This is a genomic window from Streptomyces albireticuli (genome assembly GCF_021228125.1).
In the GTDB taxonomy this organism is placed as follows: Bacteria; Actinomycetota; Actinomycetes; order Streptomycetales; family Streptomycetaceae; genus Streptomyces; species Streptomyces albireticuli.
Map to the genome: position 1 here is coordinate 155,055 of NZ_JAJQQS010000012.1, position 19,321 is coordinate 174,375.

The 19,321-nt window shown below is 72.7% G+C and carries 18 protein-coding genes; 8 read left to right on the forward strand and 10 right to left on the reverse strand.

The annotated features are described in order from the left end of the window. Window positions 1-91: 91 nt before the first annotated feature. The 6 genes from LUZ64_RS22190 to LUZ64_RS22215 all read right to left on the reverse strand — a co-directional run bounded on the left by LUZ64_RS22190 (window position 92) and on the right by LUZ64_RS22215 (window position 3,576). On the reverse strand, window positions 92-424 hold the full coding sequence (locus LUZ64_RS22190) for a DUF3817 domain-containing protein (protein ID WP_087926216.1): 333 nt from the start codon (window positions 422-424) through the stop codon (window positions 92-94). Between the two features lie 87 nt (window positions 425-511). After that, window positions 512-1,072: a MarR family winged helix-turn-helix transcriptional regulator gene (locus tag LUZ64_RS22195; protein ID WP_095583460.1), complete on the reverse strand. Its 561-nt coding sequence runs from the start codon at window positions 1,070-1,072 to the stop codon at window positions 512-514. Window positions 1,073-1,170: 98 nt separating this feature from the next. Further along, a complete protein-coding gene (locus LUZ64_RS22200; RefSeq protein WP_232389945.1) occupies window positions 1,171-1,527 on the reverse strand; it encodes a hypothetical protein in 357 nt (118 codons plus the stop codon). Then, window positions 1,502-2,782 carry an MFS transporter gene (locus tag LUZ64_RS22205; protein ID WP_095583461.1) on the reverse strand — a complete coding sequence of 427 codons (1,281 nt, stop codon included), beginning with the start codon at window positions 2,780-2,782 and terminating at the stop codon, window positions 1,502-1,504. The genes LUZ64_RS22200 and LUZ64_RS22205 overlap by 26 nt, the downstream gene beginning before the upstream one ends. A gap of 156 nt (window positions 2,783-2,938) precedes the next feature. Continuing rightward, window positions 2,939-3,235 (reverse strand): MTH1187 family thiamine-binding protein, encoded by a 297-nt coding sequence (locus tag LUZ64_RS22210; protein WP_095583462.1) that lies wholly within the window; start codon window positions 3,233-3,235, stop codon window positions 2,939-2,941. Further along, complete coding sequence (locus tag LUZ64_RS22215; protein WP_095583463.1) at window positions 3,232-3,576, reverse strand: DUF3817 domain-containing protein; 345 nt, start codon at window positions 3,574-3,576, stop codon at window positions 3,232-3,234. The genes LUZ64_RS22210 and LUZ64_RS22215 overlap by 4 nt, the downstream gene beginning before the upstream one ends. 212 nt (window positions 3,577-3,788) lie before the next feature. On the opposite strand from LUZ64_RS22215, the gene LUZ64_RS22220 reads away from it, so the two are divergent. The 4 genes from LUZ64_RS22220 (at window position 3,789) to LUZ64_RS22235 (ending at window position 6,413) form a co-directional block, all read left to right on the forward strand. Continuing rightward, window positions 3,789-4,427, forward strand: a complete 639-nt coding sequence (locus LUZ64_RS22220) for an AIM24 family protein (RefSeq protein WP_095583464.1) — start codon at window positions 3,789-3,791, stop codon at window positions 4,425-4,427. Further along, window positions 4,427-5,077 (forward strand): AIM24 family protein, encoded by a 651-nt coding sequence (locus LUZ64_RS22225; RefSeq protein WP_095583465.1) that lies wholly within the window; start codon window positions 4,427-4,429, stop codon window positions 5,075-5,077. Before LUZ64_RS22220 ends, LUZ64_RS22225 begins: the two co-directional genes overlap by 1 nt. Further along, entirely contained in the window at window positions 5,074-5,838 is a 765-nt protein-coding gene (locus LUZ64_RS22230; RefSeq protein ID WP_095583466.1) for an AIM24 family protein, read from the forward strand. The genes LUZ64_RS22225 and LUZ64_RS22230 overlap by 4 nt, the downstream gene beginning before the upstream one ends. A gap of 98 nt (window positions 5,839-5,936) precedes the next feature. Further along, window positions 5,937-6,413, forward strand: a complete 477-nt coding sequence (locus LUZ64_RS22235) for a MarR family winged helix-turn-helix transcriptional regulator (RefSeq protein WP_095583467.1) — start codon at window positions 5,937-5,939, stop codon at window positions 6,411-6,413. A gap of 49 nt (window positions 6,414-6,462) precedes the next feature. Here the strand turns inward: LUZ64_RS22235 and LUZ64_RS22240 are convergent, their stop codons facing one another. Further along, a complete protein-coding gene (locus tag LUZ64_RS22240; protein WP_248288710.1) occupies window positions 6,463-8,436 on the reverse strand; it encodes a transglycosylase domain-containing protein in 1,974 nt (657 codons plus the stop codon). A gap of 247 nt (window positions 8,437-8,683) precedes the next feature. Between LUZ64_RS22240 and LUZ64_RS22245 the strand changes: the two genes are divergently transcribed. Together LUZ64_RS22245 and LUZ64_RS22250 are read left to right on the forward strand one after the other, a co-directional pair. Beyond that, the gene (locus LUZ64_RS22245) at window positions 8,684-9,343 is read left to right on the forward strand and encodes an HNH endonuclease family protein (RefSeq protein WP_095583469.1); all 660 of its coding nucleotides are present in this window, start codon (window positions 8,684-8,686) and stop codon (window positions 9,341-9,343) included. 168 nt (window positions 9,344-9,511) lie between these two features. Beyond that, complete coding sequence (locus LUZ64_RS22250; RefSeq protein WP_232389944.1) at window positions 9,512-10,489, forward strand: TNT domain-containing protein; 978 nt, start codon at window positions 9,512-9,514, stop codon at window positions 10,487-10,489. A 161-nt stretch (window positions 10,490-10,650) separates the two neighbouring features. On the opposite strand, the gene LUZ64_RS22255 is transcribed toward LUZ64_RS22250, so the two are convergent. From LUZ64_RS22255 to LUZ64_RS22265, 3 genes are all read right to left on the reverse strand, one after another. After that, the gene (locus LUZ64_RS22255) at window positions 10,651-11,109 is read right to left on the reverse strand and encodes a hypothetical protein (protein ID WP_232389943.1); all 459 of its coding nucleotides are present in this window, start codon (window positions 11,107-11,109) and stop codon (window positions 10,651-10,653) included. A gap of 296 nt (window positions 11,110-11,405) precedes the next feature. Next, window positions 11,406-12,371: a methylmalonyl Co-A mutase-associated GTPase MeaB gene (gene meaB / locus LUZ64_RS22260; RefSeq protein WP_095584732.1), complete on the reverse strand. Its 966-nt coding sequence runs from the start codon at window positions 12,369-12,371 to the stop codon at window positions 11,406-11,408. 66 nt (window positions 12,372-12,437) lie between these two features. Continuing rightward, the gene (locus tag LUZ64_RS22265; RefSeq protein ID WP_087930409.1) at window positions 12,438-13,613 is read right to left on the reverse strand and encodes an acetyl-CoA C-acetyltransferase; all 1,176 of its coding nucleotides are present in this window, start codon (window positions 13,611-13,613) and stop codon (window positions 12,438-12,440) included. Between the two features lie 173 nt (window positions 13,614-13,786). Between LUZ64_RS22265 and mce the strand changes: the two genes are divergently transcribed. After that, window positions 13,787-14,227 (forward strand): methylmalonyl-CoA epimerase, encoded by a 441-nt coding sequence (gene mce / locus LUZ64_RS22270; RefSeq protein ID WP_087926228.1) that lies wholly within the window; start codon window positions 13,787-13,789, stop codon window positions 14,225-14,227. 177 nt (window positions 14,228-14,404) lie between these two features. Continuing rightward, entirely contained in the window at window positions 14,405-19,246 is a 4,842-nt protein-coding gene (scy, locus tag LUZ64_RS22275) for a polarized growth protein Scy (RefSeq protein WP_095584731.1), read from the forward strand. Window positions 19,247-19,321: the final 75 nt, after the last annotated feature.

Sequence of the window (19,321 nt, forward strand, 5' to 3'; positions counted from 1 at the left end):
GGACGATTTACTAGGACGTCCTAGTAAATCGTCGCGCAAGAACGCCCCGAACACAAGGGGTGTCCGGGGCGTGTGTCGCGAGCCTCGGGGCTCAGGCGGTGGCGCGGGAGGCGTCGTCGACGATCAGGGGCTCCAGCTCCTTGACCGCCTTGCGCTCCACGAAGAACGCCGCCGTCGGGATGGTGCCGGCCACCAGGACCCAGGCCAGCCTGCCGAACGACCACTTGGCCTTGGAGCCCATGTCGAAGGCGAAGACCAGGTACAGGATGAAGAGCCAGCCGTGGGCGATGGCGATCAGCCGGACGGCGCCCGAGACATCCATGTCGAGCAGGTACTTGGCGATCATCCCGATCACCAGCAGGACCAGCAGCACGCCCGTGACGTACGCGAGGACGCGGTAGCGGGTCAGCACGCTTCTTTTCATGCCTACGAGCGTAACCGCACGTTCCGGGGCGATCTTCGCCGCCCCTTCCCCGCCGGGCGCGTGTCCTCGCGGCGGCGGGCGCCCGCCCTACGCGCCCCGCGCGCCCTCGAAGTCCGCGCCTTCCCCGGCGCTCCCGGGCTCCTCGTCCTCGAAGTCCTCCGCCGCCACCCGCAGGGGCCGCAGCAGCGAGAAGATCTCCGAGCAGCCCTCCGCGTCGTACACCCCCAGGCCGAAGTCCATGGCCATCAGGTCGTGGGTGGCCGCGTCGACGACCTCGCGGCCCTTGTCGGTGATCGAGGCCAGCGTGCCCCGGCCGTCGTTGGGGTTGGGGCGCTTGGCGACCAGACCCGAGGTGACCAGCCGGTCCACCGTGTTGGTGACGGAGGTGGGGTGCACCATCAGCCGCTCGCCGATCTTGGACATCGGCAGCTCGCCGGCCTTGCTGAACGTCAGCAGCACCAGCGCCTCGTAGCGGGCGAAGGTCAGTCCGTACGGCTTGACGACCGCGTCGACCTGGCCCAGCAGGATCTGGTGGGCCCGCATGATCGAAGTGATCGCGGCCATGGACGGCACGGACCCCCAGCGCTGCTTCCAGAGCTCGTCTGCGCGGGCGATGGGATCGAAGGGGAGGCTGAGCGGCTTCGGCACGGGACGAGCCTACCGCTCGGCCATATCGTGACCGCCGGTATCTCAAATTCCGGACGTCGCACGGGAGAACCCGGCCCGCGCCCCTCCTTCGCGCGTCCCTACGCGGCGGTCTCCCGCGCCTCGCGCACCAGCTGCACGGCATCCACGAGGCGCAGCGCCGGGGCCGCCTTGCGGACGGCCCGGATGGCGTGGAGCTCCTGGGCGACGGGGTCGACGCCGGCGTCGGCGCAGACGCCGCGCACCCACTCGGCCCGCACCTCGTGCTCCGGGCGCGCGGCCCGCTCGGCGATCAGCGCGGCGGCGCGCTCCAGCCCGGGCCGCTCCGCGTCGCTCGCGGTGGCCAGCGCCTCGGCGACGGCGTCGGCCACGGCGGCCGAGTCGCGGAGCACGACGACGGCGCCGAGGCCGGGCACGGACTTCTCGTCGCCGTTACCGTTCTTGAGCAGCTTGAACACGGCTGGCTCCCCCTGTCGGACCTGCTGTCGATCTTGACGCCGCAGAGCGTACGACACTCCGCGCCACGAACCCCACCACCAGCGTGCCGAGCACGCCGCTTCCGGCCACCACGGCGTGTACGGGCGCGCATTCGGCCGCCACGCCCGCGAGCGCCATGCCGAGCCCCTGGATCGTCATCTGGCCGGCCGTCTGGACGGTCATGGCCCTGCCGCGCAGTTCCTCCGGGACCGCCGCGATGAACCACTGGTCCAGGCCGAGCGTGTGGGCCATGCCGAGGCCGGCCGTGCCCACGGCGAGCAGGGCCCAGCCGAGGGAGGGGTGCGCCGCGTAGCCGAGGAGGGGGAGCAGGCATCCGGCCGCCACGGGCAGCGTGATCCGCTCGCGGGCGCGCGGGCCCAGCAGGGATCCGGCGAGCACCTCGCCGGCGATCGCGCCGACGGGCATCGCGCACATCAGGAGCCCCAGGCCGGCCGGGCCGACGCCGAGGTCGTCCGCGTAGGGGGCCGCCAGGGCCTCGGGGACGACCAGGAAGAAGGGCGGCAGCCAGGACAGCAGGAGCAGGGCCCGGGTTCGGGGCCGGGCGAGCAGTCGGCCGACGCCGGCGAGGGAGGACGTCAGCAGCCCACCGCGTGGAGTGCCCGCCGCGCCGGTCGCGGTACGGGCCGGCCTGGCGCGCGTCCCGAAGCGGAGCAGCAGCGCGGAGGCGAGGAACCCGGCGACGGTCGCGAGGAGGGCGCCGCGCGGCGACACGGCGGTGAGCAGCAGCCCGCCCGCGGCGAAGCCGGCGAGCTGGGCGCCCTGGGAGACGAGCCGGATCAGCGAGCGGCCGAGGACGAACAGGTCGCCCTCGCCGAGGATCTCGCCCAGCGTGGTCGCCCGCGTCCCGGCGAAGACGGGCCCGATCGCGGCGTTGACGCAGCGCAGCGCGAGCAGGGCGGCGACGGGCGTGCCGGGCAGGGCCATGGCGGCGGCGCTCGCGGCACAGAGCAGGTCGCAGACGACGAGGACGCGCCGGGCGGGGTAGCGGTCGGCGACGCCGGACAGCAGGGTGCCGCCGGCCACGTAGGGCAGGAAGCCGAGCGCGAAGGCGAGCGCGCTCATGGCCGGGGATCCGGTGAGACGGTAGACGAGGACGGACAGGGCGATCTCCCCGACGACGATGCCGAGCAGGGAGAGCAGATGGGCGCCGAACACGGCACGGAACTCGCGCACGGCGAAGACGGCCGGGTAGCCGGCCGGGCGTATCGCGGACATGTGCGGAGCGTGCCGAAGGGGGCGGGGCCGTGGCCAGTGTTTCGCTCCGGCCCGTCGGACACGCGACGGTGCCGCGCGTGGCGGTCCGAGGCCGCCCGGAGTGGACCGTGGGGGTCCACTCCGGGCGGCCGCTCGGGGCGCGTGGGTCGGTTCGGGTCAGTCCTGCGACAGGTAGCGCTCGACCGTTTCGACCTTCGACGTCAGGCCGTTCGTGACGCCGGGGCGGATGTCCGCCTTCAGGACGAGGGAGACGCGGCCGCAGCGGGCCTCGACCGCGGCGACGGCGCGCTTGACGACGTCCATGACCTCGTCCCACTCGCCCTCGACCGAGGTGAACATCGCGTCCGTGCGGTTGGGCAGGCCCGACTCGCGGACCACGCGGACGGCGTCGGCCACGTACTCGCCGACGTCCTCGCCGACGCCCAGGGGCGACACCGAGAAGGCGACGATCATGCGTTGACCACGCCTTCCTTGCGGGCGCGGGCGGCGATGACGCTCGCCTCGGCCTCACGGCGCAGCATCCGCTCGGCGAAGAAGCCGCCGGTGGGGAGGACGGAGAGGATGAAGTAGAGGGCGGCCGTCTTGAGCGGCCACTTGGTCTTGTTCCAGGCGTCCAGCCAGAACAGGACGTAGATGACGAAGAGGATGCCGTGGACGGCGCCCATCACCGGTACGGCGTTGAAGTCGGTCATGCGCTTGAGCGCCGAGCAGACCAGCAGCAGCAGGAAGGAAACGGCCTCCGGTGCGGAGACCAGGCGGAGCCGGCGCAGGGCGGAGGCGGTCTTGATGTCCACGGGGGCACCTTCGGGGTGTGAGTGGCGGGCCGGTCGGCCGCGTGGCGGGACGACTACCGCTTGTGAGGGTATTCACAAGCCGGTCCATTGTCTCAGCCCGGTGGACGATCACGGGATGGGGGTCCGGTCCGGGACGGTTCCGGGCCGCTTCCGGGGCCGCATCGGCGAACAGGGCCTGTTCGAGCGGTATGTCCTGCCGCTAGCGTCGTCCCGTGGCTCAGTTTCGGCTCCAAGGGAGCAAAGTTCTCGCCGTCGACCTCTCCGGAGACGCGGTCAAGGCCAAGAACGGCGCGATGGTCGCGTACGAGGGCGAGATGTCGTTCAAGAAGATGACCGGCGGCGGCGACGGCCTCCGCGGCATGGTCACCCGCCGGCTCACCGGCGAACAGATGGAAGTGATGGAGGTGAAGGGACGCGGCACCTGCTACTTCGCCGACCGCGCCACCGAGATAAACCTGGTGACGCTGCGCGGCGAGACGCTCTACGTCGAGTCCAGCAATCTGCTGTGCACCGACGCCGCCCTGCGCACCGGCACCTCCTTCACCGGCCTGCGCGGCGCCTCCCAGGGCACCGGGCTGTTCACCACGACCGTCGAGGGCTCCGGCCAGGCGGCGATCATGTCGGACGGCCAGGCGGTCGTCCTGCGGGTCACGCCGTCGACGCCGCTACAGGTCGACCCGGGCGCGTACATCGCGCACACCGGCAGACTGAAGCAGCACTTCCAGTCCGGGGTGAACTTCCGGACCTTCATCGGCGAGGGCTCCGGCGAGGCCTTCCAGATCCGCTTCGAGGGCGAGGGCCTGGTGTACGTACAGCCCAGCGAGCGCAACACGATCGGCGGTGACGTCTGATGCCCTTCCGGCTCCTGAACTCCCGCATGGTCGAGGCGAAGCTCGTCCCCGGCCAGCGCCTCTTCAGCCAGCGCGGCGCCATGCTCGCCTACAAGGGCGACGTCTCCTTCACGCCCAGCGTCACGGGCGGCCAGGGCGGCGTCATGGGCATGATCGGCCGCCGGGTGGCGAACGAGGCGACGCCCCTGATGACCGTCGAGGGCGCCGGCACGGTGATGTTCGGCCACGGCGGGCACCACGTCCATGTGATCGAGCTGTCCGGCGAGACGCTCTACGTGGAGGCCGACCGGCTCCTCGCCTTCGACGGCTCCCTCCAGCAGGGCACGATGTTCATGGGCTCGCAGGGCGGCGTCATGGGCATGGTCCGCGGCCAGGTCACGGGCCAGGGCCTGTTCACCACGACGCTCAAGGGCCACGGAGCCGTCGCGGTGATGGCGCACGGCGGCTTCATCGAGCTGCCGATAGTCCCGGGGCGGCCCGTCCACGTCGACCCGCAGGCGTACGTCGCGCACCGCGGCGAGGTCCGCAACAAGCTCTCGGCCGCGCTCGGCTGGCGCGAGATGGTCGGCCGCGGCTCGGGCGAGGCGTTCCAGCTGGAGCTGTCCGGCAACGGCACGGTGTATGTACAGGCCTCGGAGGAGAAGCTGTGAACGGCCCGGTGATCCATGACGCGCACACGCTGCCGGTCGACGACAACGTCAATCCGTACGCCTTCAGCGTGGACCTCGACGGTCAGTGGTTCCTCCAGAAGGGGAAGATGATCGCCTATTACGGGCAGATCGACTTCCACGGCATCGGCCACGGCCGCCTCGACCGCCTCATCGCCCACAGCTTCCACTCCCCGCTGCACGCCGCGGACTGGGTGGTGGCCGAGGGCCGGGGCAAGATGCTGCTCGCCGACCGCTCCTTCGACGTCAACTCCTTCGACCTGGAGGACGGCAACCTCACGGTGCGCTCGGGGAACCTGCTGGCCTTCCAGCCGTCCCTGTCCCTCAAGCAGTCGATCGTCCCCGGCTTCCTCACCCTGATCGGCACCGGCAAGTTCGTCGCGGCCTCCAACGGCCCCGTCGTCTTCGTCGAGCCGCCGATCCGGGTCGACCCGCAGGCCCTGGTCGGCTGGGCGGACTGTCCCTCGCCGTGCCACCACTACGACCACCAGTACCTGACCGGTGTCCTCGGCGGGGTCCGGGCGTTCACCGGGATCGGCGGCACCTCGGGCGAGGAGCACCAGTTCGAGTTCGTCGGTGCCGGTACCGTACTGCTTCAGTCCACGGAGCAGCTGATGGCGGAGATCGCGACGGGCGGTGTGCCGCAGCAGGCCGGCGTCCCGAGCGCAACCCCGCCTAATCAGCCATCTATGCCCCGCATGCCGGGCCAGCTGGGAGACCTCCAGCGCCGCTTCGGGCTGTGAGCGGTACCCTGCGGAGGGTGACGTCGAACGCGTGACCTCGCCACCTCACCCACACTGGTTTATTTTTCAACTTTCTTAGGTAGAATTCCTCTATGTCTATGGACACCGAGAACGGCACCCGCTGGCTCAGCGAAGAGGAACAGCGCGCCTGGCGCGCCCATCTGGACGTCAGCCGTCTGCTGATGCACCAGCTCGAACGGGACCTCCAGCCGTTCGGCCTCACCAACAACGACTACGAGATCCTCGTCAATCTCTCGGAGTCCGAGGACCACCGGATGCGGATGAGCGACCTCGCCACCGCCACCCTCCAGTCCAAGAGCCGGCTCTCCCACCAGATCACCCGCATGGAGAACGCCGGTCTCGTCCGCCGCGAGAACTGCGAGTCCGACCGGCGCGGCCTCTACGCCGTCCTCACCGAGCAGGGCTGGGAGATGATGCGGGAGGTCGCCCCGCACCATGTCGCCTCCGTCCGCGAGCACTTCATCGACCTGCTGGGCGAGGCCGACCTCAAGGCGCTGCACGCCTCGCTCGCGCCGGTCGCCCAGCACCTGCGCACGACGCGCGGCCGGGTCTGAGCCCCGGTCCCGCCGGCCGGGGCGCGCGCGTGAGGCGCCCCGGCACCCTTCAGGACCGTGCGGCGCGCGTGTAGTCGGCCCAGACACGGGCCGGGAAGACGTTGCCGCGCCGCGAGTCCTCGCCGCCGACCTCCGCCATGGGCAGCAGTTGCGGCTCCCCCGGCTTCGTACGGAACATGGTCACGGCCGTGGACAGTTCCTTCGTGTAGCCCACGAACCACGCCGACCTCAGCCGGTCCTGGTCGCCGGTCCGGCCCGCCGCGAAGGGGCCGAGCTCCTCGGTCCCTCGCACCCCGTTCTCCTCCATGCCCTTCGCCCCCGCCTCCCGGAGCACCTCCGTGACGTCGTCGGCCACGCCCTTGTCCATGGCCCGCCGGGCCTTGGCCCGGTCCTCGAAGCCGCCGACGGACACCCCGTCCTTGAGCAGCTTCGTCACCGAGTACGGGTCGTTCTGCATGCCGCCGTTGGCGAACGTGCCGTACGCCCCTGCCATCCGGATGGCGCTGGGCGTCGACGTCCCGATGGGGAAGGTCTGCTCCAGCTGGGCCATGCTGCCCTTGAGCAGGCCGGCGCCCACGGCGGTGTCCCGCACCCGCTCCAGCCCCACGTCCCGGCCGAGCTGTGTGTAGGTGGCGTTGCCGCCGGTCACGAGGGCCTGGCTCAGGGTGGGGTGCGCGTCGTCCGGGCCGGGCCCGTCGTCCGAGGCGGAGAGCAGGGTGCCGTCCTTGCCGTAGTAGCCGTCGGGGGCGTCCCCGCGCTTGAGGGCGGCGGCGAGGACGAACGGCTTGAACGCGGAGCCCACGGGGACGCCGAAGGTGTCCGCGTTGTTGGCGAAGTGCTTGGTGGCGTCGGGGCCGCCGTAGAGGGCGAGGACGGCGCCGTCCGAGGGCCGCACCGAGGCGGCGCCGACCTGGACGCCCTCGTCGGCCGGGCGCTTCTTCGGGTCGATGTCCCGGGCGAGCACGCCTTCCACGGCCTTCGTCAGCTGCCGCAGGCGGTTCTTGTCGAAGGTGGTGTAGATCTTGTAGCCGCCGTGCGCGAGGTCCTGGTCGGTGAGCATCGTGCGCTGCTTGATGTATTTGTTGGCGACGTCGACGAGGTAGCCGGTCTGGCCGCCCAGGCTCGTGGACATGGACTGCTTGAGCGGCTCCGGGAAGGTGCGGTACTTCTCGCGCTCCTCCTCGTCCAGCAGCCCCGCCTTGACCTGCCGGTCGAGGATCCACTTCCAACGGTCGGCCGCGCGCGCGTGGTTGGCCGCGCTGGTCGAGGGGTCGTAGAGCTCGGCGCCCTTCAACAGGGACGCCAGCATCGCGCTCTGACTCGGATTCAGCTTCTTCGCGGGGATTCCGTAGTACGCCTGGGCCGCGGCCTCGATCCCATAGGCGCCACGGCCGAACCAGCTGGTGTTCAGATAACCCTGGAGGACTTCGTCCTTGCTCTTCGTCCGGTCCACCTTGAGCGAGATGACGAACTCCTTGACCTTCCGCGTGACGGTCTGCTCCTGCGAGAGGTAGGTGTTCTTCACGTACTGCTGGGTGATCGTGGACCCGCCCTGGGTCTCCCCGCCCTGGGCGGTGCTGGCGAACGCCCGGAGGATGCCCTTGAAGGAGACGCCGCGGTCGCTGTAGAAGCTCTCGTTCTCCGCGGCGATCACGGCGCTCCGGGTGGACTCCGGCACCTCCGACAGGCGGACGATGTTCCGGTTGACCTGCCCGAGGCTCACCATCTGACTGCCGTCCGACCAGTAGTACGTATTGGCCTCCTGGACGGCCGCCGCGTTCTCGTCGGGGATGTCCACGCTCACGTAGACCCAGGCGAAGAGCCCGGCCAGAGCGCCCACGCACACCGTGAGGACGCCCAGGAGCAGCCGCCAGGACGGGAGCCAGCGCCGCACGCCGCGCCGGCCGCGGCGCGGGTAGTCGATGAATCTCCTGCCGGACCGCGCCCCCGCCCTCCCCTCCTTGTTCCCGTCCTTCTTCCTTCCGTTGCGGCGGGGGCGCGAGATGTCACGGTGTTTGCTCAAGGGCCGGTCACTCCTGGACGAGGCGTCTCCGTACGGATTCCTGCGGAACTCTGCGTTGACGAGTGAGACGGTCTCGGACGGGGCGCCGGTTCGAGTGTTTGTATGAGAGTTCTGTGACATGTGGGGTTCCCGTGACAGGAGAGGCGATGAATGCAGGTCCCCGCAGCGGAACTTTCGGTGTGTTCCAGGACACGCCGACTTTCCGCGATGCCCCTCCCGGCCGGAAGCCCGCTGCTATTTCTGACGCATGCTCACCTCACGCGCCCGGCGTTCCGCCGCCGCCACCCTCGCGCTCGCCGCGGCCGCGGTCCTCGGGTCCGCCACCGCCACCACGACGGCCGTCGCCACGCCCGCCCAGATGCCCGAGCCGTCCCCGGCCGACACCGCCCGGACCGAGCTCGCGGACCTGAACGTCGCGGCACCGCACTCGATGGCCGGCTACTCACGGGCGAAGTTCCCGCACTGGATCCAGCAGGGCGACGGCTGCGACACCCGCGAGGTCGTCCTGGAGCGGGACGGGCGGAACGTCGCCCAGGACGACAAGTGCCGGGCCACGGGCGGCAGCTGGCACAGCCTGTACGACGGCAAGACCCTCGCCTCGGCGTCGCAGGTCGACATCGACCACATGGTGCCACTGGCCAACGCATGGCGTTCCGGGGCCGACCGCTGGGAGACGCCCCGGCGCAAGCAGTTCGCCAACGACCTGGCGCACTCGCAGCTCATCGCCGTCTCCGCGGCCTCCAACCGCAGCAAGGGCGACCAGTCCCCCGACCAGTGGAGCCCGCCGGACCGCGCGTACTGGTGCACGTACTCCCGCGCCTGGGTGGACGTGAAGCACCTGTACGACCTTTCGGTGACACAGCCGGAGGCGGACCAGCTGGTCACGATGCTCAACACCTGCGACTGACGGCAGGTCAGCGACCGCGACCGCACCGATCCGGTCGACTCCGGTCAAGATCGAACGGCCTGTTACCTCCTTCTGCCCGCCTCTCTCCTCCCTGCACTGTTCTGTCGTGGCCAGTAGCCACTGGACTCCCCTGAGTCACCCCCGACGGAACGATGTAAGGAAGCCACGATGAGGCACAAGGCACGCACCCGCACAGGCATATCGGTGGCCCTCTGCACGGCCGCGGCCCTGTCCGGCGGCACGCTCGCCGGCACGGCGCGGGCCCAGGGGGCCGCCCCCGCCGCGTCCGCACCCACGACGACCGCGGACCCCTTCTGCTCCAAGGCGTTCCAGGGCGACTGGCTGCTCGGCGCCTCGGACCTGCCCACCACCAACCCCCTGGGGCCGCTGCTCAAGGGCTGGGAGCGCACCGGCAAGGGAAGCCCCGCCCCGGACGTCTTCCTCAAGGAGTGGCGCAAGAAGGACAACACGGACTGGAACTGGCCCGGTAACGACGGCTTCGAGAAGGACCGGAAGGTCGTCAAGCTGACGAAGGGGACCAAGCTCGACCGCTTCGGCCTGCCGACCGGCACGTTCCTGGCGCCCACCGACGTCTCCTACGGGGGCCGCGCCATCCCGCCGTCGAACCTGCGCACCTACCCGGGCCCGGGCAGCGCGGTCTGCAACTACCACGTCTACAAGGTGCTCAAGCCGTTCGGCGTGCAGAAGGGCGCCATAGCCCCCTGGTTCGGCCAGCCGGGCAAGGGCCAGCAGATCATGCTCGACCAGAAGGCCGACCCCGCCCTCCCGAAGGGCGTGAACGTCAAGTGGCTGCTGGAGAACAAGTACCTGGAGGAGGAGTCCTCCACCCGCACCGCCCGCGCCACGGGGCTCGCGCGGCGGGCCGACACCGGGAGCCGTGCCGTGGACAGCGACAGCGTACGCGCGGAACTGCGACGGGCCGGGGTTCCGGACGAGTACTACCGCATCGGTGACGTCCACGAGCCGGAGGTCACGGCGACCGAGTTCTACGCGCTGCGGGAGCGGGCGGGGGTGTGGGAGGTGAGCCTGACGGAGCGGGGCCGGAGCCGGGTCCTGGACACCTTCTCGTCCGAGGACGAGGCGGCACGGCGGCTGTACCGGGAGCTGGTGGAGGCACTGGGGTAGGCGGCCGCCGCGCGGGGCCTCGCCCCCGGCCCGCCCCTCGCCCCCGGCCCCCTTTCCGCGCTGACGCGCGGTGTCCTCAAGCGCCGGACGGGCTGATTTCAGCCCGTCCGGGGATTGAGGACATTCGGGAAGGGGCGGGTAGGGGAAAAGCCCCCGGCGGATCAGACCCGCACCCGCTTGAACCAGCTCACCCCGTCCCTCTTCAGGCAGTTCACCATCACCAGCGCCCCCAACGCGATCCCCGGGCCACCCGCCACCGCCCCCGACGCCAGGCTGATCAGCACGTTGAGCAGCACCACCCCCGACACCACCAGCGCCCCCACCCGGACCCCGTTCCCGCCCGTGCGGAACTTCGCCGCGAGGATCAGCGAGGCGACGCCCAGGATGAGGGACAGGACGGCGATCCCGGTCATCTCGGCCATGGAGAACTCCGAGTCGCCGCGCTCCGCGAAGGCGGCCACGGCGGAGAAGATCAGACCGCCGAGGGTGCTGAGACCGCCGAGCACCCACAGGCACACGCGCGCGGTCCTGACGCCGCCGGGCATCTCCATGGGCGCCGGCGGGTACGGGGTCGGCATCGGCGGGTGGGCGTACGGGGAGCCGGGGGCAGGGGTGTTCACGAGTTCGCTCCAACGGTCGCGTGGGTCGTACCGCGCGGACGGCCGGGGCGGCGGCCGGCCGCCCGTCACCGGGGCGGCGGCACCGGCCCGCCTGCGGACACCGTCACCGGCCGCCAGGGGCCGCACCGGCGCCGGCCGGCCGCCGGGCCGCCCTTGCCGGGCCCCGGCAGGCCTCTTCGCGCCCCCACATGATCATCTCGGCGACCGCCCGCCCGCACTGCCGGAACCCGGCAGTCTTCGCGCACCGGCGATGCCGCTTCCGGCCCGTTACGTCCGGTTACATCCGTCCGGGACGCCTACGCGCCCGGCCCCTCCGTGATCCCCGCCACCAGCTCGTCCGCCGCCCGGTAGGGGTCCAGCGTCCCGGCCACGATGCGCTCCGCCAGGGCGCCCAGGCGGCGGTCCCCGTGCAGGTCGCCGATCCGCTCGCGCAGCGCCGTGACCGCGATGGTCTCGACTTCGCGGGCCGCGCGCGCGGCCCGGCGCTCGGCGAGGACGCCCCGCTCCTCCATCCAGGCCCGGTGCTTCTCCAGGGCCTCGACGACCTCGTCGGTGCCCTCGCCCCGGGCGGCCACCGTCTTGACGATGGGCGGGCGCCAGTCGCCGGGGCCGCGGGCCTCGCCGAGGCCCAGCATGTGGTTGAGCTCGCGGGCCGTGGCGTCGGCGCCGTCGCGGTCGGCCTTGTTGACGACATAGACGTCGCCGATCTCCAGGATCCCGGCCTTCGCGGCCTGGATGCCGTCGCCCATGCCCGGGGCCAGCAGCACCACGGATGTGTCGGCCTGGGAGGCGATCTCGACCTCCGACTGGCCGACGCCGACCGTCTCGACCAGGATCACTTCGCAGCCCGCGCCGTCGAGGACGCGGATGGCCTGCGGGGCGGCCCAGGCCAGGCCGCCGAGGTGGCCGCGGGTGGCCATGGAGCGGATGTACACACCGGGGTCGGAGGCGTGGTCGGACATCCGGACCCGGTCGCCCAGCAGCGCGCCCCCGGAGAACGGCGAGGACGGGTCGACGGCCAGCACGCCGACCCGTTTGCCCATCCGGCGGTACGCGCTGACCAGGGCCGAGGTGGACGTCGACTTGCCGACGCCCGGCGACCCCGTGAGGCCGACGACGTAGGCGTTGCCCGTCAGCGGGGCCAGCGCGGCCATGACCTCGCGCAGTTGCGGGGACGCCCCCTCCACCAGGGAGATCAGCCGGGCCACGGCGCGCGGCCGGCCCTCCCGTGCCTGCTCGACCAGTGCGGGGACGTCCACCATGACCTGCTCCGTTCCGAACGTGCGTGACTCAGGGGCGCTCTCCGGGGCCCGTGCCGGGCCCCCGGTTCACTTCCCCGGCACGTGGATGATCAGGGCGTCGCCCTGACCGCCGCCGCCGCACAGGGCCGCCGCGCCCGTGCCGCCGCCGCGCCGCTTCAGCTCCAGGGCGAGGTGCAGCACCGTACGGGCGCCGGACATGCCGATGGGGTGGCCGAGCGCGATGGCACCGCCGTTGACGTTCACCTTTTCCGGTGAGACGCCCAGATCCTTGATTGACTGCACCAGGACGGCGGCGAACGCCTCGTTGATCTCGATGAGGTCGAGGTCGTCGACGGTCAGGCCCGCGCGGTCCAGCGCGTGCTTGATCGCGTTGGACGGCTGGGAGTGCAGGGAGTTGTCGGGGCCCGCGACATTGCCGTGGGCGCCGATCTCGGCGATCCACTCGAGGCCCAGCTCCTCGGCCTTGGCCTTGCTCATCACGACCACGGCGGCGGCGCCGTCGGAGATCTGCGAGGAGGTGCCGGCGGTGATCGTGCCGTCCTTGTGGAAGGAGGGGCGCAGCTTGCCGAGGACCTCGACGGTGGTGTCGGGGCGGACGCCCTCGTCCTTGCTGAAGACGACCGGCTCGCCCTTGCGCTGCGGGATCTCCACGGGGGTGATCTCGGCCTCGAAGACGCCGTTCTTCTGGGCGGCGGCGGCGCGCTGGTGGGAGCGGGCGCCGATCTCGTCCTGGGCGGCGCGGCCGATGCCGAGGCGGGTGTTGTGGTTCTCCGTCGACGCGCCCATGGCGATGGACTCGAAAGAGTCGGTGAGGCCGTCGTGGTCCATCGAGTCGAGCATCTCGATCGCGCCGTACTTGTAACCCTCGCGGGACTTGGGGAGCAGGTGCGGGGCGTTGGTCATCGACTCCATGCCGCCGGCGACGACGACGTCGAACTCACCCGCGCGGATGAGCTGATCGGCGAGGGCGATGGCGTCGAGGCCGGAGAGGCAGACCTTGTTGATGGTCAGGGCCGGGACGCTCATGGGGACGCCGCCCTTGACGGCCGCCTGACGGGCCGGGATCTGGCCGGCGCCCGCCTGGAGCACCTGCCCCATGATCACGTACTGCACCTGGTCGCCGCCGATGCCGGCCCGGTCCAGGGCCGCCTTGATGGCGATGCCTCCGAGGTCGGCCGCGGAGAAGGTCCGCAGGGACCCGAGCAGCTTGCCCATGGGTGTGCGGGCGCCCGCGACGATCACGGAGGTGTTGCCGGTCGAACCGTTCGTACCAGACATGAGGCGCGGCCCCTTCGAGCGGAGAGGTTAACGATGGTTTCCGTCAATGTACTGAGCGGTACGCGCCCGGTCACCGGGCGGCGGGTGTGATCGCGCGCACGTTGCGTAACCGCTCGCGCGAGGGGTGCACTGGTTCCATGCTGACGCGCATCGACCACATCGGGATCGCCTGTTTCGACCTCGACCGGACTGTCGAGTTCTACCGTGCCACCTACGGCTTCGAGGTGTTCCATTCCGAGGTCAACGAGGAGCAGGGCGTGCGCGAGGCCATGCTCAAGATCAATGAGACCTCGGACGGCGGCGCCTCCTACCTCCAGCTCCTGGAGCCGATCCGGGAGGACTCGGCGGTCGGGAAGTGGCTCGCCAAGAACGGGGAGGGCGTTCACCACATCGCGTTCGGTACGCCGGATGTGGACGCCGACGCGGACGCGATCCGTAAGAAGGACGTACGCGTCCTCTACGACGAGCCCCGTAAGGGATCCATGGGGTCCCGCATCACCTTTCTGCACCCCAAGGACTGCCACGGCGTACTGACCGAACTGGTCACCTCGGCACCCCCCGCCGACCCGGAGCACTGACCCGCACCTCCCCCGGCCGGTAGAGTGCAGGTCCGGCCGGGGTCAGGGGTGGGGGCCCGGCCCAGGCTGTACCGATGATCTGACACCATTTCTTCGGAAGGGCGGGCTCCGGGTTCCACCGGTTACGCGGGACGGGGCCGGCCGCCAACGCGACCAGGGGACGGATGGGACCGCGCAGTGCGGGGCAACGACCGCTACGAGGCTGACGACCACCTCTCGCAATTCGAAGCCGAGATGGAGCGGCTGAAGAAGGAGCGGGAGAAGGCGGTCCAGCACGCCGACGACCTCGGATATCAGGTCGAGGTGTTGCGCGCCAAGCTCCACGAGGCGCGCCGCAACCTCGCCCACCGTCCGGCGTACGACACCGCCGACATCGGGTACCAGGCGGAGCAGTTGCTCCGTAATGCCCAGATTCAGGCCGAACAGCTGCGCACCGACGCCGAGCGCGAGCTGCGGGAGGCGCGCGCCCAGACGCAGCGCCTGCTCCAGGAGCAGGCGGAGCGTCAGGCGCGGATGGAGGCGGAGCTCCACGCGGAGGCCGTCGCCCGCCGCCAGCGTCTGGACGAGGAGCTCAACGAGCGCCGCCAGACCGTCGAGTCGCACGTCAACGAGAACGTGGCCTGGGCCGAGCAGCTCAGGGCCCGTACGGAGTCGCAGGCGAGACGGCTGCTGGAGGAGTCCCGCGCGGAGTCCGAGCAGGCCCTCGCCACGGCCCGCGCGGAGGCCCAGCGGCTGACCGAGCAGGCCCGCGGCCGGCTGAGCGCCGCCGCCGAGGAGGCCCGCGCCGAGGCCGAGGCGCTGCTGCGGCGTGCCCGCTCCGACGCGGAGCGGCTGCTGACGGCCGCCTCCGCGCAGGCGCAGGAGGCCACCGACCACGCCGAGCAGTTGCGCACGGTGACCAGCGCGGAGTCCGACCAGGCCCGCGCGGCCTCGGCGGAGCTGACGCGTACGGCCGAGGCCCGCGTCCAGGAGGCGGACACCACCCTGCGCGAGGCGCGGGCGGAGGCCGAGAAGCTCCTCGCGGAGGCCAAGGAGTCGGCGGAGCACCGGCTGTCCTCGGCCGAGTCGGAGAACGAGCAGCGCTCCCGCACGGCCAAGGCGGAGATCGCCCGGGTGGTCGGCGAGGCCACCAAGGACGCGGAGGCCCTGCGGGCCGAGGCGGAGCAGCTGCGCGACGACGCGCGGGCGGAGGCGGAGCGGCTGCTGGCCGAGGCCGCCGAGAAGGCGCGCAGCGCCGCCGCGGAGGACTCGGCGGCGCAGCTCGCCAAGGCCGCCCGGACCGCCGAGGAGGTGCTGACCAAGGCTTCGGAGGACGCCCAGGCCACCACGAAGGCCGCCGCCGCGGAGGCGGAGCGGATCCGCGGTGAGGCCGAGGCGGAGGCCGAGCGGCTGCGGGAGCAGGCCGCGGACACCGCCGAGCAGCTCAAGGGCGAGGCGAAGGACGACACCAAGGAGTACCGCGCAAGGACCGTCGAGCTCCAGGAGGAGGCGCGGCGGCTGCGCGGCGAGGCCGAGCAGCTGCGGGCCGACGCCGTCGCCGAGGGCGAGCGGCTGCGGAGCGAGGCCCGCCGGGAGGCGCTCCAGCAGATCGAGGAGGCGGCCAGCACCGCCGAGGAGCTGCTGGCCAAGGCCAAGGCCGACGCCGAGGAGACCCGGTCCGGCGCGGGCGCCGAGAGCGAGCGGGTGCGCGGGGAGGCGGCCGAGCGGGCCGCGACCCTGCGCAAGCAGGCCGAGGAGGCTCTGGAGCGGGCCCGCGCCGAGGCCGAGGAGATGGCCGAGGAGGCCGAGGACCACGCCGAGCGCACCCGTACGGAGGCCGCGGAGGCCGCCAAGCGGCTGCGGGAGGAGGCCGAGCGGGCCGCGGAGACGCGGCGCGAGGAGGCCGACGCCGAGCTGACCCGGCTGCACACCGAGGCCGAGCAGCGGGTGGAGGCCGCCGAGGAGGCGCTGCGCGACGCCCGCGCGGAGGCGGAGCGGCTGCGCCGGGAGGCCGGCGAGGAGACCGAGCGGCAGCGCGCGGAGGCCGCGGAGCGGGTGCGCGCGCTGCGCGAGCAGGCCGAGGCGGAGGCCGAGGAGCTGCGGACCGAGGCCGCCGAGGAGGCGGCCGCCGCCCGTACCGAGGGCGAGTCGGTGGCCGCGCGGCTGCGGGCCGAGGCGAACGCCGAGGCGGAGCGGCTGCGCTCGGAGGCGCGGGAGAAGGCCGACCGGGTGCGGGCCGAGGCGAACGCCGCCGCGGAGCGTACGGCCGCCGAGGCGGCCGAGGCGCTGGCCGCCGCCCAGGAGGAGGCCGCCCGGCGCCGCCGGGAGGCCGAGGAGCTGCTGGGCGACGCCCGGACCGAGGCGCAGGCGGAGCGGGAGGCGGCGCGCGAGCAGAGCGAGGAGCTCCTCGCGTCGGCGCGCAAGCGGGTCACGGAGGCGCAGGAGGAGGCGCGGCGCCTGGTCGAGGAGGCCGAGGCGCGCGCGGCCGAGCTGGTGTCCGCCGCGGAGCAGACGGCTCAGCAGGTGCGGGACTCCGTCGCCGGGCTGCACGAGCAGGCCGAGGAGGAGATCGCCGGGCTGCGCTCGGCCGCCGAGCACAACGCGGAGCGCACGGTCACCGACGCGCAGGTGGAGGCGGACCGGGTCCGTGCGGACGCCTACGCCGAGCGGGAGCGGGCCGGCGAGGACGCGGCCCGTACGCGGGCGGAGGCGCAGCAGGCGTCCGAGGCGGCCAAGTCGCTCGCGGAGCGCACGGTCGCGGAGGCGATCGCCGAGGGCCGGCGGCTGGAGGCGGAGGCCGCCCGCACGCTGGACGAGGCCCGCGAGGCCGCCGGTGCCCGTCGTACGGAGGCGGCCGAGCAGGCCGACGAGCTGCTGGCCGAGGCGATGTCCGAGGCCGAGCGGCTGATCACCGACGCCGAGGCCGCGGTGGAGGAGGCACGGCGGGACGCGGCGCGTACGGCCGACGAGGCGCGCGCCGCGGCGGACGCCCGTCGCGCGGAGGCGGCCGAGCAGGCGGACGCCCTGGTGGCCGAGGCCACGACGGAGGCGGAGCGGCTGGTCGCCGAGGCCGCCCGCACCGTCGACGAGGCCCGCGAGGCCGCCGACGCCCGCCGGGCGAAGGCCGCCGAGCAGGCGGACGCCCTGATCGCCGAAGCGACGACGGAGGCGGAGCGGCTGGTCGCCGAGGCCGCCCGCACCGTCGACGAGGCCCGCGCGGCCGCCGAGGCGCACCGTGCGGAGGCCGCCGAGGAGGCGGACCGGGTGCGGGCGGAGGCCGCGCGGACGCTGGAGGAGGCCCGCGAGGCCGCCGGCACCCTCACGTCGGAGGCGACGGCGGAGGCCGAGCGTCTGGTGTCCGTGGCCGAGCGGACGGTGGACGAGGCGCGGGAGACCGCGAACGCCCACCGCACGGAGGCGGCGGAGCACGCCGACGCGCTGATCGCCAAGGCGACGGCCGAGGCGGAGCGGATGGTGTCCGACGCCTCCGCGAAGGCCCAGCAGATGCGTACGGACGCGTCCGACGCGCTGGCCTCCGCCGAGCAGGACGCGGCGCGGGCGCGGGCCGAGGCCCGCGAGGACGCGAACAAGATGCGGACGGAGGGGCACGCCGAGGCGGAGCGGATCGTCAACGCCGCGGCCGAGCTGACCTCGTCCGCGCAGGACGACGCGGACAAGATCGTCGACGAGGCGCGGGAGGCGGCGAACGCCCACCGCACCGAGGCGGCCGAGCAGGCGGACGCCCTGATCGCCGAGGCCACGGCCGAGGCGGAGCGGATGGCGGCCGAGGCCGCGGCCGGGCTGGAGAAGGCCCGGGAGGCCGCCGAGGCGCGCCGCGCGGAGGCCGCCGAGCAGGCCGAGCGGACCCGGGCCGAGGCGACCGCGCAGGCGGACCGGCTGCGGGCGGACGGGGCCGAGGCCCTGGAGCGCGCGCAGCGCGAGGCCGAGCGGATGGTGGACGAGGCCCGGGAGGCGTCGAACGCCCGTCGCGCGGAGGCGGCGGAGCAGGCGGACAAGCTCGTCGCGGAGGCCACTGCCGAGGCGGAGCGGATGGCCGCCGAGGCCGCGGCGGCGCTGAGCTCCGCGCAGGAGAACGCCAACAGCACGCGCGCGGACTCCGCGAAGATCAAGGCCGACGCCGTCCTGGAGGCGGAGCGGCTGGTCGCCGAGGCGCGGGCCGAGGGCGACCGTACGGCGGACGAGGCGCGGGAGGCCGCGGCCCAGCGGCTGGCCGAGGCCGCCGAGAAGGCGGACGCGCTCGTCGCGAAGGCCCAGGAGGAGGCCCTGCGGGCCGCCGCCGCGGCCGAGGAGCAGGCGGACACCATGGTGGGCGCCGCCCGCCGGGAGGCCGAGCGGATCGTCACGGAGGCGACCGGCGAGGGCAACACCCTGGTGGAGCAGGCCCGTACGGACGCCAACACCCTGCTCGCCGAGGCGCGCGGGGACGCGACGGCCATAAGGGAGCGCGCGGACGAGCTGCGCACCCGGGTGGACAGCGAGGTCGAGAAGCTGCACGACCGGGCGCGCCGGGAGGCCGCCGAGGCCATGCAGTCGGCGGGCGAGCGCGTCGACAAGCTGGTGGCCGCGGCGACCGAGCAGCTCGCGGAGGCCGAGGAGAAGGCGAAGACGCTCGTCTCGGACGCCAGCAACGAGGCGAGCAAGGTCCGGCTCGCCGCCGTGCGCAAGGCGGAGGGTCTGCTCAAGGAGGCGGAGCAGAAGAAGGCCGCCGTGGTGCGGGAGTCCCAGGCGCTGCTGAAGGAGGCCCAGGACAAGAAGGCGGCCGCCGTACGCGAGGCGGAGCGCCTGCGCACCGAGGGTGCGGAGGAGGCCAAGCGTCTGGTGGACGAGGGGAAGCGGGAGTTGGAGGTGCTGGTGCGCCGCCGCGAGGACATCAATGCCGAGATTTCCCGTGTCCAGGACGTGTTGGAAGCGTTGGAATCTTTTGAGGCCCCGGGGACGGGAAGCGCCAAAGAGGGCGGGGTGAAGGCGGCAGCGGGTGCGGGTGCAACTCGATCGGGTGGTAAGCAGTCCCAGAAGTAGCCACTCAAACGAGGGGACATTCTCCAGGTTTGCCGACCTTCCACTCGATGCCACGCCGCTCGCACCCCTAGGATT